Source organism: Pseudomonas sp. Lb2C2, assembly GCF_052112205.1.
GTDB lineage: Bacteria > Pseudomonadota > Gammaproteobacteria > Pseudomonadales > Pseudomonadaceae > Aquipseudomonas > Aquipseudomonas kilonensis.
In genome coordinates, this window is record NZ_JAUTYW010000007.1 from 433,319 (window position 1) to 456,847 (window position 23,529).

The window sequence follows — 23,529 nt, forward strand, 5'->3', positions numbered from 1 at the left end:
CGGGCAGAACTTTCTCCGTCAGCGCGATCAGTGGTTTGTCCTTGAAGCCTGTGGGAGCAAAGCCTTCCTACAGGCCATTGCTAAAGTGAATCAGGCCGGTAACACCTGCACCGGCATCGTCAACTCGACCCGCAGGCCATCCGAGCGACTGTCGAAATGCAGGCCGCAGCCGCAGCGCTGGACGATGGCCTGGACGATCGCCAGCCCCAGCCCGCAGCCGGTGCTCTGGCCGTTGCGCCAGAAACGCTGGGTCAGGTGCTGGATGTCGTCGGCAGCGATGCCGGGGCCGTGATCGCGGACCTGGAAGCGCACGCGCTGGCCGACCATCTCCAGGCTCAGCTCCACATCGGTATCGTCCGGGGTATGGCGCAGGGCGTTATCCAGCAGGTTGCGCAAGGCGGCGATAGAGAGCACCGCCGGCATCTGCACCGGTGCATCGGACAACCCCGGGGATACGTGCAGCCTGATCCGCCGGGAATCACTGCTGGCGGCATCCTGGATCGCCAGTCGGGCGACCTGTTCGGCGTTGCATTGCACGCCATCGTCGAACGACAGGCTGCCTTCGACCCGCGCCAGCAGCAGCAACTGTTCGAGCGTGCGATGCATGCGGTCGGCGCCCTCCTCGGCCCGGGCCAGGGATTGATCGCGGGCGGCGCCCTCGGTCATGCGCGCCACTTGCAGGTGCGTCTTGATGGCGGTCAGCGGGCTGCGCAGCTCGTGGGCGGCGTCACCGGTCAGCCGTCGCTCGCGCTCGATGGTCTTGCCGATGCGCTGGAACAACTGGTTCTGGGTCTCCAGCAACGGCCGCAGTTCGCTGGGCAGCGGATGGATCTGCAAGGGTTCCAGGGAGTCGGCATTGCGCCGCATCAGCGCATCGCGCATGCGATTGAGCGGTGCCAGGCCCTGGCCGATGCCGAGCCACAACAGGCACAGGCAACCGAGCAACGCCACGCCCACCGGCACCGAGGCGGCCAGCAGTATCGACATGTTCAAGGCTTCCCGTTCGATCTGGCGATCGGCAGTGGTGATGCGCAAGTCACCCCGGGCCAGGGTGAAGCTGCGCCAAGGCGCGCCGTCGATCATCTGGTCGTGGAAACCCATCTTCTCGGCTTCCAGGGTTTGTTCCGGAGTGCCGTGGCTGCGAGCCAGAATCTCGCCGCGCAAAGAACTGACCTGACAGGCCATGCCGCCAGGAATGCTCAATTGCTCGGAGCTCAAATGCGTGCCGTCGCCCTTGCTGGGCAACGGTGGCATCTGTTCCAGCAACCCGGCGACCATTCGCGCCGAAGCCACCAGGCGCTGGTCGAGGGAAAACATCATCTGGTTGCGCAGGTCGCTGAGCATCCACGCCGCAGCCAGGGCCCAGATCAGGGCAAAGGCCGCGCCGAGGGTCAGGCTCAGGCGCAGTCGCAGGCTCATCACTTGGAAGCCTCTCCACCTTCGGCCGGCCCCAGGCGATAGCCCAGGCCACGCACGGTTTCGACAATCCCGTTACCCAACTTGCGCCGCAGGTGATGGATATGGACGTTGAGGGCGTTACTCTCCAGCTCGTCGTTGAAGCCGTAGACGCTGTCCTTGAGTTGTTCGGTGGACAGCACCCGCCCACGACTGTGCAAGAGCGCCTGCAACAGCGACTGTTCGCGACGGGACAGATCCACCGGCTGGCCGTCCAGGGTGGTTTCCCGACTGCTGGGGTCGTAGGTCAGGCGACCGTGCTCGATCAGGTTGACGCTGCGCCCCGCTACGCGACGCAGCAACGTGTGCAGGCGCGCCGCGAGTTCGCGCAGGTCGAAGGGTTTGAGCAGGTAGTCATCGGCGCCGGCCTGCAAGCCGTCGACCCGGTCGGTTACCGAGTCCCGGGCGGTGAGGATCAGCACCGGCGTCTCCAGCCCCTGCTGACGCAACTGCCTGAGCAGCTTGAGACCGTCCTCGTCGGGCAATCCCAAGTCCAGCACCATGACGTCGAATTCCGCCACGCCGACCATCGCCCGCGCCGCCGATGCGGTGGCGACGTGCTCGACAGTCAGGCCCTGCGCCGTAAGGCCGGCAACGATCCCGCTGGCAATCAACTCATCGTCTTCGCAGACCAGTACGCGCATGGTAAGCCCCGTGGAAAAAGGTACATTAGGCCGCCGGCCGATTAAGCCGACATTATGCGACGAGTACGGCAAACATGGGCGATCATTGCTGCCTGCCGGTCGTCGCCGGGTTAATCGACGGTTAATCGCCAGCCGCCATTGTGTTTTCCACTTGCTTCGTTCTAAGGCTTTATCCATGCGTCGATTGTTTTTGCTGTGGCTGTTCCTGATCTCGGGCCTGGCCCAGGCCGCCAATCCCTTCGAAACCAAACCCGATTTCCTGCCGGTGGAAAAGGCGTTCGTGTTTACCTCCGAACGCCTGGACTCCGGTGAAACCCAGCTGTTCTGGCAGATCGCCGATGGGTACTACCTGTATCAGCAGCGGCTCAAGTTCGATGGCCTGGCCGAGGCGCAGAAACCGAAATTGCCGGAGGGCGAGGCCCACAGCGACGAGTTTTTCGGCGACCAGCAAGTTTATCGCCAGGCGCTGGAACTGAAGATACCCGTCGGTGCCACGGGCAAGATCAAGGTCGGCTTCCAGGGCTGCGCCGACGCCGGCCTGTGCTATCCACCCCAGACCCAAGTGGTCGACCTGGGTGGCAGCGCACCGGTGGCGGCCACCGGCGAGGCGCCGGACCAGGCCCTGGCCAGCGGCCTGCAACAACGGGCCTTGGGCTGGAGCCTGCTGGTGTTCTTCGGCCTGGGCCTGCTGCTGGCGTTCACCCCCTGTTCGCTGCCGATGCTGCCGATCCTGGCCGGGCTGGTGGTGGGCAGCGGCGCCGGACCGAGACGCGGCCTGGCCTTGGCTGGCAGCTACGTGATCAGCATGGCCCTGGTATACGCCGCCATGGGCGTGCTCGCCGCGCTACTGGGCGCCAACCTCCAGGCGCTGCTGCAACAACCGTGGCTGCTGGGCAGCTTCGCGGCCGTATTCGTGTTGCTGGCGCTGCCCATGTTCGGCTTCTTCGAATTGCAATTGCCGGCCGCCCTGCGTGACCACCTGGAAAACGCCGGGCGCCAGCAGCGCGGTGGCAGCCTGGTGGGTGCCGGCGTTCTCGGGGCGCTGTCCGGCCTGTTGGTGGGCCCGTGCATGACCGCGCCGCTGGCAGGCGCGCTGCTGTACATCGCCCAGAGCGGCAATGCCCTGCACGGCGGGCTGATCCTGTTCACCATGGGCATCGGCATGGGCTTGCCACTGTTGCTGTTGGTGACCGTGGGCAACCGCTTCCTGCCCAAGCCCGGCGCCTGGATGAACCTGCTCAAGGGCGTATTCGGCTTCCTGTTCCTGGGCACCGCGCTGCTGATGATTCGCCCGATCATCGACGGTTCGTTGTGGGTCGGCCTGTGGGGCGTGCTGTTGTTGATCGCCGCCTACAGCGCCTGGCGCCAGACCGAAGGGTTCGGCCGCATCGCCTATATCTGCGGCAGCGCTTCGTTGCTGTTCGGCCTGTGGGGCAGCCTGCTGGTGATTGGCGCGGCGGGCGGTGGCGATGATTTCTTCCAGCCCCTGAAGGTCTACGCCGGCAGCGAGGGCAGTGCGACCGTCAGCGCCCATGACGCGTTCGTCACGGTCAGCGAGCCCGCCGCCCTGCAACGGGAACTGGACGCCGCCAAGGCCCAGGGCCAGTGGGTGCTGCTGGACTACTACGCCGACTGGTGCGTGTCCTGCAAGATCATGGAAAAACAGGTCTTCGGCCGCAGCGAAGTGCTCGACGCCCTGAAAGGCGTGCGCCTGCTGCGCCTGGATGTCACCGCCGACAGCCCCGCCAGTCGCGAGCTGCTGAGCCGTTACCAGGTGCCGGGGCCGCCGAGCCTGCTGTGGATCGGCGCCGACGGTGAAGAGCGCCGCAGCCAGCGGATCACCGGGGAAGTCGACGCCAAGGCGTTCCTGGAGCGCTGGAACCTCACCCGGGACGCGCGCTGATGCTGACGTTTACCTTGGGCACCTTTGCCATCGCCCTTAACCACCTGTTGCTCATCAGCGCCCTGGCGTTGGCGACCTTCGTCGGCTGGCGGGTGGCCAAGCGCGGTGGCGAAAACCCCGAGTCGGTGCTGTTCGTGCTGTTTTTGCTGGGCCTGCTGGCCGCACGGATCGGCTTCGTCGTCGCCTATTGGCAACATTACCGGGACGACCCATGGCAGATCGTCGACCTGCGCGACGGTGGCTTCCTGGCTTGGCCTGGCATCGTGGCGCTGCTGATTGGCGCCTTGTTGTGGGCCCGCCGCCGTCCGCCCCTGCGCCGGCCATTGGGCTTCGGCGTCGGCAGCGGCTTGCTGTTCTGGCTGGTGGCGACCCTGTCGTTGACGATTTATGAACAAGGCACCCGGCTGCCGGACATCACCCTGCGCACCGCCGACGGCGAGACCGTGAAACTCACCGATTACCAGGGCGGTCCCCTGGTGATCAATCTATGGGCCACCTGGTGCCCGCCCTGCCGGCGTGAAATGCCGGTGCTCGAAGAAGCCCAGCAACAGCGTCCGGACCTGACGTTCCTGTTCGTCAATCAGGCCGAAAGCATGCAAAGCGTCAGCACCTACCTTGCCACCCAAGGCCTGAGCCTGGACAACGTGTTGTTCGATGGCAGTGGCCGCCTCGGCCAGGCCGTGGGTTCCATGGCCCTGCCGACTACTCTGTTCTACAGCGCCGACGGCCGCCTGCAGGGCAGTCACCTGGGTGAATTGTCGGAAGCGAGCCTGGCTCGTGCCCTGGAACACTTCGAAACGCCGGACTCGTCCACGACGCCCCACTCCGCCACAAGGAAACCGCCATGCCCCGCCTCCGCCACCTGCTGACCCTGGCCGTCGCCGCCGCACTGTCGCAGGCCCCGCTGCTCCAGGCCGAAGAATTGCCCGCAGCCATCAAGAAGATCGAAGCCAAGGGCGCGAAAATCATTGGCACCTTCGACGCGCCGGACGGCTTGCGTGGTTACGCGGCGCAATACCAGAACCGTGGCATGGCGCTGTACCTGACCCCGGATGGGCAGCACGTCCTGCTGGGCAACCTGTACGACGCCGACGGCAAGGACCTGAGCGCCGAGCCGCTGCAGAAACTGGTCTATGCACCGATGGCCAAGGCCATCTGGGCGAAGATGGAAGCCAGCAACTGGATCGCCGACGGCAACAAGGACTCACCGCGCACGGTGTACCTGTTCAGCGATCCGAACTGCCCGTACTGCAACATGTTCTGGGAACAGGCACGGCCTTGGGTCAAGGCCGGCAAGGTGCAGTTGCGCCATATCATGGTGGGCATCATCCGCGAAGACAGCCCGGGTAAATCCGCCGCCTTGCTGGCGGCCAAGGACCCGGAAAAAACCCTGGCCGAGCATGAAAAGGCCGGCAAGGGCAGCCCGCTCAAACCGCTCAAGGCCATACCGCCGGCCATCCAGGCAAAACTGGACGCCAACCAGCAGTTGATGGACGAACTGGAACTGTCCGCCACCCCGGCGATTTTCTATCTGGATGAAAAAGGCGACCTGCAACAGCAGCAAGGCGCGCCGTCGCCGGACAAACTGGTGAAGATTCTCGGGCCGAAGTAAAGCCCTGGACAAACACCTGTGGCGAGGGGATTTATCCCCGCTGGGGCGCGAAGCGGCCCCAATGCTGTCGACTTGGTTTGTCAGGCTCACCGAGGTGTCAGGTTTCAGGGCTGCTTCGCAGCCCAGCGGGGATAAATCCCCTCGCCACAATTTCAGTGCTTGCGCGTCAGGAACTCCAGCAACGCCCCGGTCACGAATTCCGGATTCTCCAGATTGGAGATATGCCCCGCCTCCGGAATCGACACATGGGGGCAACCGATCAACTCGGCCATTTCCAGCGACTCGGACGGCGGCCGCGGTTTGTCCTGGTCGCCAAACATCACCGTCGTGCGCTTGGCGTCCAGTTCATGCAGGCGCGGCAGGATGTCGTCCCGACCGAAAATGATCCGCCCCAGCGGTACGATACTGTCGCGCAGGCGGTCGGTCGGCAGCGCGGCCAATGTGGCGCGCAACTGCTGATAGAGCGCCGACTGCGGGTCGATACCCGGCCGGAAGAAAATCGGCACGACGATGTCCAGCAAGGGCTCGGGAATGCTGCCGCTGGCCTCGATCTTGTCGAACAACGAGAAGTAGTACAGGCGGGTCGGTTCCGGCTCGACGCCGACGTAGGTGTCCATCAACACCAGCGATTGCACGCGCTCAGGCGCCGCCAGCGCCAACCGAGCGCCCCACATCCCGCCCACCGAAAGCCCGACCAGGTTGAAGCAGTCGATGTCCAGGTGATCCATCAATGCCAATGCCTGGCGAGCCAGGTCGTCCAGGGAGGTCATGCCCTCAGGCAAACGCCCGGACTGGCCGTGGCCCCACAAGTCCAGGGCGATGACCCGATAATGCCGGGACAACACCTCGATCTGCGGCGCCCACATGGTGTGGTCCCACAGATAGCTGCTGCCCAGCAGCACCACCGGGCCCTGGCCTTGGTCCAGGTAGTGAAGCGGTTGTCCGTCAATGATTGCAAAGGGCATGGGTGACCTCCTTGTTTGAGTCTGGAAAAAGCCTTGGGAGACTGAGCCGCGAAGCGCTAGGCGTCAACCTTGGGCTTAGCGATGTCAGGGCTGACGCCATCGCGGGCAAGCCTTGCTCCCACAGGGTTGAGAAGCTCGAACACAGATAATCTGCTCGCAACCGATCCCTGTGGGAGCAAGGCTTGCCCGCGAAGGGGTCCTTATAGACGCCGCAAAACTACATTCCTTCCAACTCCGCCATCAAATCATTCAACCGATCCACCTTCTCCTCGGTGATTTCGCTGGCCGCCAGCCCATCGATGTAGTCGGCCAGTTCCTGCACCGTGCTGCATTCGAACATCGCCCGCAGCGGCACGTTGCGTTGCAGGGCCTTTTGCACCCGTGAGGCGATTTGCGTCGCCAGCAGGGAATGCCCGCCCAGTTCGAAGAAGTTGTCCCGCACCCCCACCCGCTCGACTTTCAGCACCTGGGCCCAGATGTCTGCCAGGGTCTGTTCCAGCTCATTGCCGGGAGCCTGGTAGTCCTGGCTTTGCAACTGGCCGATCTCCAGGGCCGGCAAGGCCTTGCGGTCGAGCTTGCCGTTGGCGTTGAGAGGCAGGCGCTCGAGCCACAACCAGTGCAGCGGCACCATGTATTCCGGCAGTTCGGCCCGCAGGCGCTGCTTGATGCGCTCCAGGCGCTCGGCGGGTTTGAGCGCCGAGTCGGTGGCCACGAGGTAGCCGACCAGATGCTTGCCATTGGCGCCCTCCTGCACACCCACCGCCCCATCGCGCACTTGCGGCTGTTCATGCAAGCGTGCTTCGATTTCCCCCAGTTCGATGCGGTAGCCGCGGATCTTCACCTGATGGTCGATGCGCCCGACGTACTCCAACACTCCATCGCTGCGCCGCCGCGCCAGGTCGCCGGTACGGTACAGCCGCTCCCCCGGCGCGCCGAACGGGTTCGGCACAAAGACCGGGGCAGTGCGCAACGGATCGCTGACATAACCACGCCCGACCCCGGTGCCCGCCACGCACAACTCACCCACCGCGCCCAGCGGCACCAGGTCCAGCGCGCCGTCGAGCAGGTACAGACGGTTGTTGTCGGTGGGCGTGCCAATCGGCAGGTAAGCGCCGCGGGTCGACGCCTTGTCGACCCGGAAGAACGCCACGTCATCCGAGCATTCCGCAGGACCGTAGGCGTTGACCAGGCCAATGTCCGGGTAACGCAACAACCACTGGTGCGCCAGTTCCGGCGGCATCGCTTCGCCGGTGGGCAGCATCCAGCGCAAGCCGTCCAGAGCGATGCGTTCCTGGGCAAGCATGCCCTGGATCAGCGACGGCACGCTTTCCAGCACGCTAATGCCCTGCTGCTGTACATGCTCCAGCAGCCCTTGCGGGTCGTGGGCAATGGCGTTGGGCACGATGTCGACCCGAGCACCGAACAACGGCGCGGCCAGGAACTGCCAGACCGAAATATCGAAGCTTTGGGAAGCCGTCTGGGCGATCACATCCGCCTCGCTCAGCGCCAGGTACGGCACTTTGCTCAGTTGGTTATTGAGCATGCCTCGCTGCTCCACCATCACGCCTTTGGGCAGGCCGGTGGAGCCGGAGGTGTAGATCACGTAGGCGAGGTTATCCGGCCCGCTGTAGACCCCTGGGTTTTCCAGCGAAAGAGCGCTGGCCTGGACGGTTTCCCACACCAGCAACTTTGGCCGCCCAGAGCAGGCGAACTCGTCCAACAGGGCCTGCGCCTGAGCCTCGCAGGCCTGGGTGCAAACCAGCAACGGCGTGCGGCTCAATTCGATGATGCGGCTCAGGCGCTGGCTCGGCAGGCCGGGATCCAGCGGCAGATAGCCGGCACCGGCCTTGAAGCTGCCGATGATCATGCCCAGCAACTCGGCATCCCGTTCGGCCAGCAGCGCCACTGGCTGATCCAGGCCGACACCGGACGCGATCAGGGCGTGGCCGAGGCGGTTGCTGCGCGCATTCAACTCGGCGTAGCTGTAGCTCGCGTCCAGGCAACTGACCGCAGGGCGGTGGGGATGGGTCGCGACCCGCGCCTCGAACAACTCAGCGTAGCTCTGCTCCAGCGGATAGGCATGCTCGCTCTGGTTGCAGCCCTCGATGAGGAAGTCCTGTTCTTCGGCACCGATCAGCGGCAGCTCGCTCATGTCGCCGTGCAAGCCCTCCATCAACGCCAGCAGCAACCGTTTGAACTCGCCCAACAGCCCCTGGACGGTGCTTTCATCAAAGTAGCGCTGGTCGTACGAAAGGTGCAGTCCCAGGTCATCTCCCGGGTAGCAGACCGCCGTCAGCGGGAAGTTGGTGTGGGTCCGGCCCGAATCCGAAGTGGCGTTGAGGCTTTGGGCGCGGTCCAGCACCGAGACCTCCACCGGCGCGTTCTCGAACACGAACAAACTGTCGAACAGCGGCTGGCCCTTGGGCAATTCGCTGACCTCCTGGATGCTCACCAGCGGCAGGTATTCGTACTCGCGCAGTTGCATGTTGCTGTCCAGCAAATCGCTGAGCCACTGGCGCACGCTGCAACGCTGATGGTCCTCAGGCATCTGCACGCGCAAGGCGATGCTGTTGATGAACAGCCCCACAGTGCGTTGCATCTGCGGCAGCTCCACCGGGCGCCCGGCCACGGTGACGCCGAACAGCACGTCGCGGTCGCCGCTGACCCGCCGCAGCACCAGGGCCCACGCCGCCTGGGCGAAGGTGTTGACCGTCAGTTGATGGGCCTGGGCCAATTCCCGCAGCCGTGCACCGTCCCGGGCATCGAGACGGGTGTAGCAGTCGCCGACGATCATGCCGCCGCTGTCACCGGCGTGCTCGCGCAGGAATGGCCGGTCGCCCGGGATCGGCGTGGTCCGCTCGAAGCCTTGCAGGTTGCGCTGCCACCACTGGCGGGCTTCGGCCAGGCTCTGGTGCTGCAGCCAGCCGATGTAGTCGCGATAACGCGGTGGCACGGCCAACTGCGGTTCGCGGTTTTCACCCAGGGCGGTGTAGATCTCGAAGAAGTCGTCCATCAGCAGCGAACGGCACCACGCATCGATGAGGATGTGGTGGTTACTCATCATGAACCAGTAGCGCGCCGCGCCGACCCGAATCAGTCGCAGGTGAAACGGCGCCTGGTTCAACAGATCGAAACCGGCCTCGCGCTCGTTCTTGAGCAGCGCCTGGAGCTTGGTTTCCTGGGCGTCTTCGGGCACCTCGGACCAGTCGAGGTAATCCACCGGGGTGCTGCCGGGCTTGTGGATGATTTGCAGCATGTCTTCGCCGACGTTCCAGCAGAACGACGCGCGCAAGGCTTCATGCCGGGCGATAACCGCTTGCCAGGCCTGGGCAAAACGCTGCGGGTCCAGTTCGCTGTTGATGCGATAGCGGTCCTGCATGTAGTACAAGCCGGTGCCCGGTTCCAGCAAGGTGTGCAACAGCATGCCTTCCTGCATGGGCGTCAGCGGGTAGACGTCTTCGATCTGCCCGGCCGGCACCGGCAGGCTGTCGAGTTGACCCTGGGTCAGCTTCGCCAGGGGGAAGTCCGATGGCGTCAGCCCGCCCGCCTCGTCTGTCAGGCAGTGCTCGATCAGACGTTGCAACTCATCGAGGTAGGCCTCGGCCAGGGTGGCGATAGCCTGACGATCATGACGTTCACGGCTGAACGTCCAGCGCAGCACCAGTTCGCCACCGCTGACCTGGCTGTCGACGCTCAGCTCATTGGGCAGCGGCGCATCGAGATCGTGGATCGCCCCCAACGGCGCATCCAGCGCCTGGAACAATGCATCCTGGCCCAGGGTCTGGTCGAGCTGACCCAAGTAGTTGAAGGTGATCGCCGCGTGCGGCAGGCTGGCCATCGTCTGGCGAGTCGTCGCGTCCGTCAGGTAGCGCAATACGCCATGGCCGAGGCCCTTGTGGGGCACCGCGCGCAGTTGTTCCTTGATCGCCTTGATCGACGCGCTGAAGTCGTCACCCACTGGACTCAAGCGCACGGGGTAGACGCTGGTGAACCAACCGACGGTGCGGGTCAGGTCGATGTCGTCGAACAGCGCTTCGCGGCCGTGGCCTTCAAGCTGGACCAGGGCCGAGGCATGGCCGCTCCAACGGCACAGTACCCGGGCCAGCGCGGTAAGCAGCAGGTCGTTGACCTGGGTGCGATAGGCGCTCGGCGCCTGTTGCAACAGTTGCCGGGAGCGCTCGACGTCCAGGCGCACGCTGACAGTTTCAGCATGACGCTCCTGCAGCCCGCCCTCGGGATTCGCGCACGACAGTTGCACCTGCGCGCCACTCAACTGCGCTTGCCACCACTGCAGTTCTTCGCGCAGGGATTCGCTGCCGGCGTAAGCCTGCAAGCGCGCGGCCCAGTCCCGCAATGGGCTGGTCTTGGCCGGCAGTTGTACCTCCTGCCCAGTGGTGAGCTGGCGGTAGACGGTTTGCAAATCGTCCATCAGCACCCGCCACGACACACCGTCGACCACCAGGTGATGGATGACGATCAGCAACCGTTGCCGGCCATCGGGTAACTGCGCCAGCACTGCGCGCAGCAATGGCCCGGTTGATAGATTGAAACGGCTCTGCGTCTCGGCAAACAACGCTTCGCAATCCTGCGCGGTGTCCACGGACACGTGCTGCAACAGCGCCGCGTCAGACAACGGCTGGTGCTCGGCCCGCCAGTGCCCGGTGCTTTCGTCGAAGCCCAGGCGCAAGGCATCGTGGTGCTGGAAGACGCTGCGCAGTGCCTGTTCCAGCGGTTGCGGCGCCAGGACCGTGGTCGGCGCCAGCACCAGCGCCTGGTTCCAGTGGTGCTGGTTGGGGATCTGGCGCTCGAAGAACCAGTGCTGGATCGGCGTCAGCCCGGACTCACCCTGTAACAGGCCCTGCTCGGCAAGCACCTGCTGGCTACGCGTGGCAACGGCAGCCAAGGTCTGTACGGTCTGGTGCTGGAACAAGTCCCGGGGCGTGAAATGAATGCCCTGCTGCCGGGCGCGACTGACCACCTGGATGGACAGGATCGAGTCGCCGCCCAGCTCGAAGAAGTTATCGTTGAGGCCTACCTGCGCCACGTTCAGCACGTCGCACCAGATCGCCGCCAGGGTCTGCTCCAGGGCATTGCTCGGCGCCACGTAGTGTTGGCGATTGAGTTCAGGATCGGGCATCGGCAAGGCGCGGCGGTCGAGCTTGCCGTTGGCGGTCAGCGGCATGCTCGCCAGCAGGATCAGGTGTGTGGGCACCATGTAGTCCGGCAGCTGGGCCTTGAGGTGATTTTTCAAGGCTTCGCGCAGGGTCGCTTGTTGCTCGCCGTCCTGGCTGGCGAGGTCGCTCACCAAGTAGCCGGCCAGTTGCTTGCCGCCGGGCGTGTCGAGGGCCACTACCACGGCCTCGCGCACCGCGTCATGTTCCAGCAGGCGGTTTTCGATTTCTCCCAATTCGATGCGGAAGCCGCGGATTTTCACCTGATGGTCGATCCGTCCCAGATACTCAACCAGACCGTCGGCACGCTGGCGCACCAGGTCGCCGGTGCGATAGAGGCGTCCACCCTCGGTGGCGAACGGGTCGGCGACGAAACGCTCGGCGGTCATGCCCGGACGCTGGTGATAACCCTGGGCCAGACCGGCGCCGCCCACATACAACTCACCCGTGGCGCCTTGCGGCACCAACGCCAGGTCGGCGTCGAGAATGTACGCCACGCGGGCGCCAATCACGCTGCCAATCGGCACACTGGCCGCGCCCTCTTCCAATCGCTCCGGAGCCAGGCTCGCCAACGGCATGACCACGGTTTCGGTCGGGCCATAGGCGTTGAAGAACAGGCTCGGGCTGAACGCCGCGCGAATGCGCTGCAAATGCTCGCCCGTCAGGGCCTCGCCGCCGGTGATGCACATGCGCACCGGCAAGGTCTGGCCCTGAGTCGCCAGCCACTGCGCCAACTGGCTGCCATAGCTGGGGGTGAAGCCAAGAATATTGATGCGATGCTGGCGAATCAGCCCGCAGATTTCCTCGGCGTCCCATTGGCCCTGGGCCCGCAGCACCACGTGGGCGCCACTGAGCAACGGCACCAGCAGACGTTCGGTGGCCGCGTCGAAGTTGATGGAGTAGAAATGCAGCTCGCAGTCGTCTGGACGCATGCCGAAGCGCTGGATCACTGCCTGGCAATGCATGGCGATTTCACCGTGGGACACCACCACGCCCTTGGGCTTGCCGGTGGAGCCGGAGGTGTAGATCAGGTACGCCTGGTGCTGCGGCAGGTTGATCAACGGCAGCGAGTGATCCGGGTATTGGGCCAGGGCCGCCGAATCATCTTCCAGGCACCAGCAGCCCACGCCCTCGGGTAACGCACCGAGGGCCTGGAACATCGCCCGGTCACTGAGCAGCAGACTGACGCCGCTGTCCTCGATCATGTAGCTCAAGCGGTCCAGCGGGTATTCCGGGTCCAGCGGCACGTAGGCGCCGCCGGCCTTGAGGATCGCCAGCAGGCCGATGACCATTTCCAGCGAACGCTCCAGGGCCAGGCCCACCCGCACCTGCGGCCCGACGCCTCGCTCGCGCAACATCCAGGCCAGGCGATTGGCGCCGCTGTCCAGTTGCGCATACGTCAGGGTCTGCCCGGCGAAAGTCAGGGCCGGTGCGTCGGGACGCGCCCGCGCCTGTTCGTCGAACAGTTCGTGGAGGCATTGGTTTAGGCGATGCTCACCGGGCTCGACGCCCAGGCTGTCGAGCAGCTGTTGCTGCTCGCGGGTGTCCAGCAACGGCAGTTCGCTCAGGCGTCGGGCCGGATCGACCAGCAACGCTTCCAGCAGATTGCGCCAGTGCCCGGCCATGCGCGCGATGCGCGGTTCGTCGAACAGGTCGGTGCTATAGGTCAGGCAGCAACCCAGGCGCTGATCCAGGTCGGTGACTTCCAGGTTGAGGTCGAACTTGGTGGCCCGGGCGTCGTTGACCAGGTATTCGACGCTCATGCCGGCCAGCGTGCGGCTCTGCTGGAATTCCCAGCGCTGCACGTTGCACATCACCTGGAACAGTGGGTTGTAGGCCGCACTGCGCGGTGGTTGCAAGGCTTCCACCAGATGATCGAACGGTAAATCCTGATGGGACTGGCCTTCGATGACGGTGTGGCGCACCTGCTCGAACAGTTCGCCCACCGACATCTGCCCGTCGAGCTGACAACGCAACACCTGGGTGTTGAGGAACGCCCCGATCAGCCCTTCGCTTTCCGGGCGGATACGGTTGGCCACCGGCGCGCCGATGCGCAGGTCGGTCTGGCCGCTGTAGCGATAGAGCAACACGGCCAGGGCGGCGGTCATGGTCATGAACAGGGTCAGGCCCTGTTGTGCGTTGAAGGCGCGGACCCGCGCCGCCAATTCATCGCTGAGATCGAAACGGAACAGTTCGCCGCGATGGCTTTGCACCGATGGACGCGGACGGTCACCGGGCAGCTCCAGCAGCGGGTGTTCGCGGCCCAGTTGCGCGGTCCAATAGTCGAGTTGTCGCTGACGCTCGCCGGACTCCAGCCACTGACGTTGCCAGACGCTGTAGTCCAGGTACTGCACCGGCAACGGTTCCAGCGGGGATTCACGGTCGTCTATAAAGGCTTCGTACAGCGCACTCAATTCACGGGCGAAAATGTCCATCGCCCAGCCTTCGGTGACGATGTGGTGCAGCGTCAGCACGAAGTAATGCTCATGCTCGGCGGTCTTGACCAGACAAGCCCGCAGCAGCGGCCCGGTTTCCAGGTCGAAAGGCTGGTGGGCCTCACTGTCGGCCAGTTGTTGCACCCGCTGCTGGCGAATGTCGGCGGCCAGCAGCGAAAAGTCCTTCCAGCCCATGCGCAGGCCCGTCTCGCCGTGCACCTGCTGACGGGCGACGCCGTCGACGCTCGGGAACGTGGTGCGCAGGGTTTCGTGGCGCAGGATCAACGCCTGCAAGGCCGCCTCGAAGCGCCCGACATCCAGCACCCCGCGCAAGCGCGCCATGCCACCGACGTTGTAGGCCGGGCTGTCCGGCTCCATCTGCCAGAGAAACCACATGCGCTGCTGGGAATAGGACAGCGGCACTGGTTGGCTGCGGTCGACCTTCTCGATGGGCGGCTGGCGGTTGGTCTGGCCGCTGGCCTGGATCAAGCGCACTTGTTCGGCGAAGGCGCCCAGTTCACTGGCTTCGAACAAAGTGCGCAGCGGCAGTTCGACGTCACAGGTTTGGCGGGTGCGGGAAATGATCTGGGTCGCCAGCAGCGAATGGCCGCCGAGGGCAAAGAAATCGTCCCGCAGGCCGATGCGCGCAAGGCCCAGCACGTCGCGCCAGATGCCAGCGATTTGCTGCTCCAGGGCGCTGGCCGGCTCGACGTGCTCGCGCACCTGCCACTGCGGTTCGGGCAAGGCGCGGCGGTCGAGCTTGCCGCTCGGGCCCAGGGGCATGGTGTCCAGGCGCAGCAGTTGGGTGGGCACCATGTAGTCGGGCAGCTCGGCGGCCAGGGCGGTTTTGAGTCGAATGTTCAACTCGTCCTGGTCCTGAGCGACATCCGGGGCGGTGTAATAGCCGATCAACTGCGGGCCGGCCGAGGTGTCGCGCACCAGCACCGCCACTTGGGCGACGCCGTCCTGGGCCAGCAGGCGCGCTTCGATTTCCTGCGGTTCGATCCGGAAACCGCGCAGCTTGACCTGCTGGTCGAGGCGGCCGAGGTATTCGATCACGCCGTCAGCGTTCCAACGCGCGCAGTCGCCGGTGCGGTATAACCGCGCACCGGCCGGCCCCAATGGGTCGGCGACGAAGCGCTCGGCGCTCAGGCCCGGGCGGCCGAGGTAACCCCGGGCCAGGCCCAGGCCGCCGATGCACAGCTCGCCCGGCACACCGGCCGGCACGGGATTGAGCTCGCTGTCGAGTACCCGGCACAGGACGTTGCCCAGGGGACGGCCGATCGGCGAGCGCTCGCCATCGGCCTCGGTGCAATGCCAATGGGTGACGTTGATCGCGGTTTCAGTCGGGCCGTAGCGGTTGTGCAATTGCACCGCCGGCAGTTGCGCCAACACCCGGTTGCGCAGTTCGGCGGGCAAGGCTTCGCCACCGGAGAACAGCCGGCGCAGGCTGCTGCAGCGGGCGCTGAGCGGCTCATCGACAAACAGGCTGAGCAACGGCGGCACGAAGTGCAGCGTGGTCACGCCAAACTGCTGCACCAACTGGGCGATGCGGTGCGGGTCACGGTGCTCTCCGGGGCCAGCCAGTACCAGTTGGCTGCCGGTGATCAGCGGCCAGAAGCACTCCCAGACCGACACGTCGAAACTGATCGGTGCTTTTTGCATCAGCACATCGCTGGCATCCAGCCCGTAGGTCGCTTGCATCCATTGCAGGCGCTCGGCCAGGGCCGCGTGAGTATTGCCGACGCCTTTGGGCTGGCCGGTGGAGCCAGATGTGTAGATCACGTAGGCCAGGTGTTCGCCGTGCAGGTGCAGGCCCGGTGGATTGCTTGGCCATTGCTCCAGGTGCAGGGCGTCCATGGCGATGACACTGACGCCGTCGCACGCCGGCAAACGTTCGAGCAGCGCGGTTTGAGTCAGCAGCAGATCGACGCCACTGTCGTGGAGCATGTAGGCCAGGCGTTCGGCCGGGTAGTCCGCATCCAGCGGCACATAGGCACCGCCGGCCTTGATGATGGCCAGCACACCGATGAGCAACTGCGGCGAACGCTCGGCGGCAATCGCCACGCATACGTCCGGGCCAACGCCCTTGTCCCGCAGGTAATGGGCCAGGCGATTGGCCTGGGTGTGCAGCTCGGCATAATCGAGTTGACCACCGTCCCAGCGCAACGCAGTGCGTTGCGGCGTGCCGCGGGCCTGTTCGTTCAACAGCTCCGGCAGCCATTGGCTGGCCGGCTCGCACGGGGCTGCGCTCCATTGCTGCTGTTGGCTGTGCTCATCGGCGCCCAATAACGGCACATCGCCGATGGCTTGTTGCGGATCGGTACAGACCGCCCGCAACAGGTTGCAGTAATGCGCTGCCAGCCGCTCAATGGTCGCCGCCTCGAACAGTTCGTCGGCGTAGTCGAACGACAGCGTCAAACGGCCGTTGCGATCTTCTTCGCTGTGCAGTTGCAGGTCGAACTTGGCTTCGCGGCTGTGCCACGGCAACGCCTCGGCCAGCAACCCCGGCAGGCGCCGCAAGGCGCTCAAGTCACGCTGCTGATGGTTGAACATCACCTGGAACAGGCCTTGCTCACGCGCCTCGGGAAACGCTTCGAGCAGTTGTTCGAACGGCAGGTCCTGATGGGCCTGGGCACCGAGCGTGGCTTCCCGGGCCTGGGCCAGCAGCGCAGCGAATGGCTGACGTGAATCGACCTGCCCGCGCAGCACCTGGGTGTTGATGAAGAAGCCGATCAGTCCCTGGGTTTCCAGGCGCGGACGGTTGGCGTTGGGCACGCCGATGCGGAGGTCGGATTGGCCGGTGTAACGCTGCAACAGCGCCTGGAAGGCTGCCAGCAACAGCATGAACGGCGTCGCGTCATGGGCCTGGGCCACGTGGCGCAGGGCCTCGCCGAGGCCCTTGTCCAGGCGCAGGCTATGCCGCGTGGCACTGCGCTGGCGTTGAGCGCTGCGCGGGTGATCCGTGCCCAGCACCAGAGCCGAATGTTCCGCGCCCAGTTGCTGCTTCCAGTAGCTCAGTTGGCGCTCGGCCTCACCCTGGGCGAGCCACTGGCGCTGCCAACTGCCGTAGTCGGCGTATTGCAAGGGCAACGGCGCCAGCTCAGCGACCTGGCCTTGGGAGGCTGCGGCGTACACCCGGGAGAACTCTTCGATCAATACATTCATCGACCAGCCGTCGGCGATGATGTGGTGCAGTGTCACTAGCAGCTGATGGTCATCCTCGTCGAGACGCAACAGGCTGACCCGCAGCAGCGACCCCTTCTCCAGATCGAACGGCGTGGCCGCTTCGTCTTCTCGAACCTGCCGCGCCCGGGCTTCGCGCGAGTCGGCAGGCAGGTCGCCGAGATCGATGACACGCAGCTTGAATTCACCGGCCGGATCAATCTGTTGCAGGGGCACGCCATCCCGCTCCAGGAACCGCGTGCGCAGGGACTCATGGCGTTCGATCAGTTGCTGGAAACTGGCGCGCAGCGCGTCTTCGTCCAGCTCGCCGCGCAGGTGCAAGGCGCCGGGAATATTGTAGGCATGGCTCGCCGGGTCGAGCTGCCAGGTGATCCACAAACGGTTCTGGGCCAGGGATTGCGGCAACGCATCGTCGCGCGACAATGCGCTGATCGCGCCTTGAGGCTGGCCGCCGTCCTGTTGCTGGTTCGCCACCGCTGCGGCAAACGCGGCCAGGGTCGGGGCTTCGAACAGCAGGCGCAGGTTCAACTCCAGCCCCAGGCTTTCCCGTAGCCGTGCGATCACCTGGGTGGCGGCGATGGAATTACCGCCCAGCAGGAAGAAGTGATCGTCAGCCTGGACGTGTTCGACCTGCAACTGCTCCCGCCAGATTTGGCCGATGAGTGTTTGCAGCTCGGAGGACGGCACAGACTCGTCAGCGACTTCTGCCTCGGCTGATGGGAACTGCGCATAACTGTCCAAGCTGCCGTCGGCCAATCGACTGCGGCACGCCGAGCGCTGCAACTTGCCGCTGGAGGTCTTGGGCAACGCGCCGGGATTGAGCAGCACCACCACGCTCGGGGCTTGCTGGCAGGCCTCGGCCACGGCCTGGCGAATGGCTTTGATCAAGGCTTCGGACGGCAGGATTTTCTGCACGCTGCGGCTGATTTCCGCAGCGATGCCGATGCCTTCCTCGCCGTTATCGTTGACCGCGAACGCGGCCACGCGGCCCTTGCGCACCACCTCCACTTCACGCTCGATGGTTTGCTCGATGTCCTGGGGATAGAGGTTATGCCCGCGCACGATCAGCAAGTCTTTCAGACGACCGGTGATGAACAGCTCGCCGTCGCGCAGGAAACCCAGGTCACCGGTACGCAGCCAGGTCCGGCCATCGTGCTGGACAAAGGTCTTGGCGCTGGCTTCAGGGTTGCGCCAGTAACCCAGAGCGATGCTCGGGCCAGCAGCCCAGACTTCACCGACCTGATTGTCGGCCAACGGCTGCACCGTAGCGGGCTCGACGACCAGCACCGCGTGCCCAGGCTGACTGACACCGCAACTCATCACCGCACTGCCCTGCCCCGGCTCGGCTCGGTTTTGCGCCAGTGCCCCATCATCCACCCGCAGCGAAGGAATACCGTGGCGGCGTGGCGTGCCGGCGACGAACAGGGTCGCTTCGGCCAGGCCGTAGGAGGCCATGAAATTGTCCGGTGTGAAGCCGCACGGAGCGAACTTCTCGGCAAACCGCTCCAGCGTGTCGAGGCGGATCGGCTCGGAACCGGAATAGGCCACGCGCCAGCCGCTCAGGTCGAGACGCTGCAGGGCCGAGTCGCTGACCCGTTCGCTGCACAGCCGATAGGCGAAGTCCGGGCCACCGCTGATGGTGCCGCCGTATTCGCTGATCGCTTCAAGCCAACGCAGGGGCCGGGCCAGGAAGTAGGCCGGCGACATCAATACGCAGGGGACGCCGCTGAACACCGGCTGCAGCAAGCCGCCAATCAAGCCCATGTCGTGGTACAGCGGCAGCCAGCTGACGATGACGTCATCGGGATTCAGGTCGATGCCGAAGCCATGACGGATCAGCAATTCGTTGGCCACCAGGTTGCCGTGGCTGACCTGCACGCCCTTGGGCAGCGCGGTGGAGCCGGAGGTGTATTGCAGGAAGGCAATGTCATCGTCCAGCAGCGTCGGCATCCGCCATTGCCCGGCGCGGGCCAGGTCGAGGGTATCGACGCACAACACCGGCGGTGCCGATTCGATAGCCTGCAACGGCTCGCACAGATCGCTACTGGTGAGCAACAGGCGCGGTTCGGCGTCGGCAATGATCGACAGCAAGCGCTCCTGATGATGGCGGCGGGCAGACTCCGGCGGATAGGCCGGCACGGCAATCACCCCGGCGTAGAGGCAGCCAAAGAATGCCGCGACGTAATCCGGGCCGCTGGGGAACAGCAGCACGGCGCGATCACCCAGCTCCGCTTCGGCCTGCAAGGCGGCGGCGATGGTCCGGGCGCGCAGGTCCAGGTCGCGATAACTCAACACCACCCCCTGCTCCGGGGTGTCGGCAAGGAAGCGCAGGGCCACCCGGTCCGGCGTCAACGCGGCGCGGCGCTGGAGGGCATGAGCCAGGGTGCTGGGGAGTTCGAACGCGTCGGTCATGGGGTTTCCTGCCTGGATTCGGCTTGCAAGTTGTCACCCATGGGAACGGATAGCAGCGGCAAATAATTAGTCGCGAAGCCTGCGCACCGAAGCAGCCGACAGCCCAGCGCCGCGGCAATGGGTCGCAGGGCCGAGGCTGGGCTTTATTACAGCAATAATTCTTTTTCTCAATTGACAATCATTATCATTAAGCCTAATTTGGCGCTCGATGTGCAGGACGGGGCCGGCATCCGGACGCCCTGCTAACTTTTTGCAGCAAGGTGAATTCCATGACGGAACAAGTATCCACAAGCAGGTGCGACTCACCGTTACTCCAGGCATTCGTGGACAACCGATTGATCCTGGTCAAGATCGCGGCGCGCATTACCGGCTGCCGGTCCCGCGCGGAAGATGTGGTGCAGGACGCGTTTTTCCGGCTGCAATCGGCGCCGCAGATCACCTCCTCGTTCAAGGCCCAGCTCAGCTACCTGTTCCAGATCGTGCGCAACCTGGCGATCGACCACTACCGCAAGCAGGCGCTGGAACAGAAATACTCGGGGCCGGAAGAGGAAGGGTTGAACGTGGTGATACAGGGTGCTTCGCCAGAAACCTCCCATATCAACTTCTCCACGCTGGAGCACATCGCCGACGCGCTGACCGAATTGCCCAGCCGCACCCGCTATGCCTTCGAGATGTACCGCCTGCATGGCGTGCCACAGAAGGACATCGCCAAGGAGCTGGGCGTTTCGCCGACGCTGGTGAACTTCATGATCCGCGATGCCCTGGTGCATTGCCGCAAGGTGTCGGGGGTTCGAGGAGATACCTTCGCCCGGCGGTGATATGAAATGTCAGTTCCGGCCCCATCGCGGGCAAGCCTTGCTCCCACAGGTTTTTCTGGCAGGCAGATAGCTTGTGAAGCCCAGAGCCTATGGGAGCAAGGCCTTGCTCCCAAAGATTTTTCTGGCGGGCAAATAGTGTATGAAGCCCGGGGCCTGTGGGAGCAAGGCTTGCCCGCGATGGCGGCCTGATGACCACCACCTGCCCCATGTCAAACCTTACATCAACCCACACCGATCAAAAAACCGCTCACGCCCCAGGATCATCAGCGCCGCGCGCTTGTGGGGGAAATCGAATTCCTTTTCACAATGGAAGCACTGGTTGTGCAGGTGCCCGATCATCCGGGCATTGTCGGCCCGGGGCTCGGCGACCACGCGCTGGGTGCGCGGATCGTCCAGGAACAGGTAATGCACCAGCGCCGACAGCCAACTGGCCACCTTGTGCGGTCCCCGGTGTTGCTCTTCACCCACCAGCATGTGGATGCCGCGATCGTAGTTGCCGGCGTCATAGAACGGCGCGATCCGATCCTCCTTGGCCCAATAGGCTTCGAAGTAAGCGAACGGCTGGTCATCGAAACAGCCGATCAGGGTCAAGACCCGGGGGTCGGCCTGCAGCTTGCCCAGGTACTCGCGATGCTGTTCCAGGCTGCCCTCCTCCTGCCAGAAACTCGCCACCCGCGGGCTGTTCTGCCAGCGGTTGAAACGCGTAAGGTCCTGCTCGATTTCCAAGGTGCGCAAGGACACCCAGGCCCCCAGCCGCGCATCGAAACGCCGGTACACCTCGCCACGCGGCTTCGTCGGCCGGCGCGGATGGCGCTGGCCATCGGTGATGACCATGTGTTGCGGGTAACTGCCGTTGAACGACACTCCCAGCCAGGGCTGCGGCAGTTGCCAGAACATCGTGCGCTCGCAAACGTATTCACCGGCACGCTCAGTGGCCGTCAACAAACCACTGAGCAAGGCTTCGCCGGGGCGCTCGTCGAGGTGCCAGGTCAGGCGCTGGCAGTCGGGATCACGAGCAAACAGCCAATAGCAGGCCGCCCACAGCGCCGGGCCCACCGGGCGGTCGTTGATTTCCTGCAAGTGCACGTGCAACTCGGGACCGCGCGCAAGGCGCAGCCGGATCAGCGGCGCGCCTTCGAGCATCAGGCTCAGGTGGCGTTCGGTTTCATCGGCGCCGAGGCGACGGCCGCCGGGCAAGGGCAGTGTCGTCGGGTGATTGAGGCTGGACATGGGAGGGGCTCGTGTATTCGTCGGTAGTCAACGTGGGACGTGAGCCGGGGAAGGAAATTTAGTGTCGCCTTCAATGGGAATGCGTGGGCACCAGCTGGATCTGGTAGGGCTGGAAAATCTTCAGCAACTGACCGTTATCCCGCAGCGTTTGCAGCAACTGGGCAAACCCCTCACTGGAAATGGGCGCCTGCGGCCGGATCAGCGCGTAATGGTGGTAAACCTGATCGATACGCTCGGACACCAGCAATTGCGGGCCGACGTCCGGATTGCGCAACACGTAATCGTTGAGGTACGAACGGGTCACCAGGGCGATGTCTGCGCGCCCGCGCAACACCATCAACAGATTGCTGTCGTGGGAATACGTCAGCGTGGCGTTGTATTGGCCGGCGAGGAACTTGGGGTCGGCGTTGAACTCGGCAAAGGCGTAGTGATAACCGCTGAACAGGGCCAGGCGCTTGCCCCTGAGGTCGGTGAAATAACTTTGCTGTCGATCCGGCTGGCGCTGGGCGACGAAGACTTCCGCATCCTCCAGGCCCATGTCCACCGAGGTGTGCGGCACATCTTGCCAGCCCCACTCGGGGTTCTCGAAAATCGCCATGTCGACCCGGCCCTGCTTGAAATCATTGAAGCGGCGCGGGATCGAGGTCGGCACCAGCACGAACTGGTAGTCGGTTTGCGCCTGGTTCAAGGCCTCCACCATTTGCGGCAGCAGGCCGGTGTCGACGCCGTTCTCGGGACGAACGGTATAAGGCGGAAAATGCGCGGCACCGATCCGCACCAGTTGCGCAGCCTCGGTCGGCAGCGCCAGGAAAACGGCCAGAGCAGCCAGTAGCAGACGCGAGGTCATCCCCATCGGCGAAAACGTCAAGATAACCCACTCCCCAAAAGTCCCCATCAATAACAATCAAGCTAGGCGGTTTCAGTCACTTAGCCAGCCACACACGGTCATTTAAGGCATTGCTCGGTTATTGTTTTTCTTCAAGCACCAGGATCAGGGCTTGCTCGGCCAGCTCGTCAAGGCTCAGGCTGCCTTCGGCGCGAAACCAGGTGGTGGTCCAGGACAACGCTCCCGTGAGGAACCGCCGGGTAATGAACACGTCACCGCGAATATACCCGGCCTCCTTGGCCTGGCCCAGAACCTCGAGCCACAAGTCTTCATAAATATCACGCAGGGCCAGCACGTGCCGCTGCCCTTCCTGCGATAGCGAACGCCATTCATAGACCAGCACCGCCATGGCCTCGCCGGTGCCGCCCATGATCGACTGCAATTCGCAGCGGATCAGCGCCAATACCCGCTCACGCACGCTGTCGGCCTCGGCCAGGGCGGCGCGCATCAATGCGGTGTTGTAGCGGATGGTTTCTTCCATCACCGCCCGCAGGATTTCGTCCTTGCTCTTGAAATGGTGAAAGATGCTGCCTGACTGGATGCCCACGGCACTGGCCAGGTCGCGCACCGTGGTGCGCTCGAAGCCTTTGTTGCGAAACAGGTGGGCGGCGGTCTGGAGCAGTTTGCCGCGAGCACTGTCCGGGTCGGTCAGTTGCCCGTTGTCGACCAGCTCACGCATCACGCCCAGGGCTTTTTGCTCGTCCACCCATTCTCTCCTACAGTCGATCAACCCACGCGCGAGCATTGCACACCAAATCATCAGTGGCGCGGGCAATTTAAGCTGACCGAGGCAACCAAGCAAGCGCTCGGCC

The 23,529-nt window shown here is 64.4% G+C and carries 11 protein-coding genes; 4 read left to right on the forward strand and 7 right to left on the reverse strand.

Going from position 1 to position 23,529, the window contains the following annotated elements; translation table 11 throughout:
- Positions 1-90 precede the first annotated feature (90 nt).
- Both Q7F16_RS23020 and Q7F16_RS23025 read right to left on the reverse strand, forming a co-directional pair.
- On the reverse strand, positions 91-1,422 hold the full coding sequence (locus tag Q7F16_RS23020; RefSeq protein ID WP_409556936.1) for an ATP-binding protein: 1,332 nt from the start codon (positions 1,420-1,422) through the stop codon (positions 91-93).
- Complete coding sequence (locus tag Q7F16_RS23025) at positions 1,419-2,099, reverse strand: response regulator (protein WP_046063795.1); 681 nt, start codon at positions 2,097-2,099, stop codon at positions 1,419-1,421. Before Q7F16_RS23025 ends, Q7F16_RS23020 begins: the two co-directional genes overlap by 4 nt.
- 175 nt (positions 2,100-2,274) lie before the next feature.
- On the opposite strand from Q7F16_RS23025, the gene dsbD reads away from it, so the two are divergent.
- Genes dsbD through dsbG form a run of 3 tightly spaced genes read left to right on the forward strand, consistent with a single transcriptional unit; the run spans position 2,275 to position 5,614 of the window.
- Positions 2,275-4,002, forward strand: a complete 1,728-nt coding sequence (dsbD, locus tag Q7F16_RS23030; protein ID WP_409556937.1) for a protein-disulfide reductase DsbD — start codon at positions 2,275-2,277, stop codon at positions 4,000-4,002.
- A complete protein-coding gene (locus tag Q7F16_RS23035; protein ID WP_409556938.1) occupies positions 4,002-4,871 on the forward strand; it encodes a TlpA family protein disulfide reductase in 870 nt (289 codons plus the stop codon). Before dsbD ends, Q7F16_RS23035 begins: the two co-directional genes overlap by 1 nt.
- The gene (dsbG, locus tag Q7F16_RS23040) at positions 4,847-5,614 is read left to right on the forward strand and encodes a thiol:disulfide interchange protein DsbG (protein ID WP_409556939.1); all 768 of its coding nucleotides are present in this window, start codon (positions 4,847-4,849) and stop codon (positions 5,612-5,614) included. The genes Q7F16_RS23035 and dsbG overlap by 25 nt, the downstream gene beginning before the upstream one ends.
- 152 nt (positions 5,615-5,766) lie before the next feature.
- On the opposite strand, the gene Q7F16_RS23045 is transcribed toward dsbG, so the two are convergent.
- Positions 5,767-6,579, reverse strand: coding sequence for an alpha/beta fold hydrolase (locus Q7F16_RS23045; RefSeq protein ID WP_409556940.1), 813 nt, complete (start codon positions 6,577-6,579; stop codon positions 5,767-5,769).
- Positions 6,580-6,796: 217 nt separating this feature from the next.
- Entirely contained in the window at positions 6,797-19,783 is a 12,987-nt protein-coding gene (locus Q7F16_RS23050; RefSeq protein WP_409556941.1) for a non-ribosomal peptide synthetase, read from the reverse strand.
- A 269-nt stretch (positions 19,784-20,052) separates the two neighbouring features.
- Here Q7F16_RS23050 and Q7F16_RS23055 point away from each other — a divergent pair, with 269 nt between their 5' ends.
- Positions 20,053-20,601: an RNA polymerase factor sigma-70 gene (locus tag Q7F16_RS23055; RefSeq protein WP_024619408.1), complete on the forward strand. Its 549-nt coding sequence runs from the start codon at positions 20,053-20,055 to the stop codon at positions 20,599-20,601.
- A gap of 216 nt (positions 20,602-20,817) precedes the next feature.
- Here the strand turns inward: Q7F16_RS23055 and Q7F16_RS23060 are convergent, their stop codons facing one another.
- From Q7F16_RS23060 to Q7F16_RS23070, 3 genes are all read right to left on the reverse strand, one after another.
- Positions 20,818-21,831: a GNAT family N-acetyltransferase gene (locus tag Q7F16_RS23060; protein WP_409556942.1), complete on the reverse strand. Its 1,014-nt coding sequence runs from the start codon at positions 21,829-21,831 to the stop codon at positions 20,818-20,820.
- Between the two features lie 70 nt (positions 21,832-21,901).
- A complete protein-coding gene (locus Q7F16_RS23065; protein WP_046063841.1) occupies positions 21,902-22,678 on the reverse strand; it encodes a substrate-binding periplasmic protein in 777 nt (258 codons plus the stop codon).
- Between the two features lie 118 nt (positions 22,679-22,796).
- On the reverse strand, positions 22,797-23,423 hold the full coding sequence (locus Q7F16_RS23070; RefSeq protein ID WP_046063788.1) for a TetR/AcrR family transcriptional regulator: 627 nt from the start codon (positions 23,421-23,423) through the stop codon (positions 22,797-22,799).
- Positions 23,424-23,529 lie beyond the last annotated feature (106 nt).